We start from the raw sequence: 1248 nt of genomic DNA on the forward strand, positions 1-1248 counted from the left end.
GGTGGGGGTGTAGGGGGTGATGGTGTTGGTGAACTCGGTTTCGATCCATCGGGTGTGGATGGTGAAGGGGCCGGGGTCGCCGGTGAGTTCGGGGGCGTAGGCGGGGTCGGTGACCACGGCGCGGTGGAAGGGGATGGCGGTGGCCATGCCTTCGACGGTGAATTCCTCCAGGGCGCGGGCGGCGCGTTGGAGGGCTTGGTGGCGGGTGGCGCCGGTGATGATGAGTTTGGCCAGCAGGGAGTCCCAGGCCGGTCCGATGACCGAGCCGGTCTCGACGCCGGCGTCCAGGCGCACGCCGGGTCCGGCGGGGGGCTGGAAGCGGGTGACGGTGCCGGGAGCGGGCAGGAAGCCGCGGCCGGGGTCTTCGCCGTTGATGCGGAATTCGAGGGAGTGGCCGCGCACGGGCGGGTCGTCGTAGCCCAGGGGTTCGCCGTCGGCGATGCGGAACATCTCGCGGACCAGGTCGATGCCGGTGACTTCTTCGGTGACCGGGTGTTCGACCTGCAGGCGGGTGTTGACCTCCAGGAAGGAGATGGTGCCGTCCTGGCCGACGAGGAACTCGCAGGTGCCGGCGCCTTGGTAGCCGGCTTCGCGCAAGATGGCCTTGGAGGCGCGGTAGAGCTCGGCGTTCTGCTGGGGGGTCAGGAAGGGGGCGGGGGCTTCCTCGACGAGTTTTTGGTGGCGGCGCTGGAGGGAGCAGTCGCGGGTGGAGACGACGACCACGTTGCCGTGCTGGTCGGCCAGGCACTGGGTTTCCACGTGGCGGGGGCGGTCGAGGTAGCGCTCGACGAAGCATTCGCCGCGGCCGAAGGCGGCTACCGCCTCGCGGACGGCGGAGTCGTAGAGCTCGGGGACCTCTTCCAGGGTGCGGGCGACCTTCAGGCCGCGTCCGCCGCCGCCGAAGGCCGCTTTGATCGCGATGGGCAGGCCGTGTTCGCGGGCGAAGGCCACGACCTCCCCGGCGCCGGTGACCGGGTCGGGGGTGCCCGCCACCAGCGGAGCGCCCGCGCGCTGGGCGATGTGCCGGGCGGCGACCTTGTCCCCCAGGTCGCGGATGGCCTGCGGCGGCGGCCCGATCCACGTCAGCCCCGCGTCGATGACCGCCTGGGCGAACTCCGCGTTCTCCGACAAGAACCCGTATCCGGGATGGATCGCGTCCGCCCCCGACTCAGCCGCCGCGGCGAGCACCTTGCCCATATCCAGATAACTGGACGCGGGCGTGTCACCACCCAAGGCATATGCCTCGTC

At 71.1% G+C, this 1248-nt stretch carries 1 protein-coding gene; it reads right to left on the reverse strand.

All coding sequences use genetic code 11. The features are described from left to right. On the reverse strand, positions 1–1248 hold a 1248-nt coding region (locus AC5P1B_RS35630; protein ID WP_493892185.1), incomplete at both ends, for an acetyl-CoA carboxylase biotin carboxylase subunit.

It is taken from the genome of Streptomyces sp. A01 (assembly GCF_059026195.1).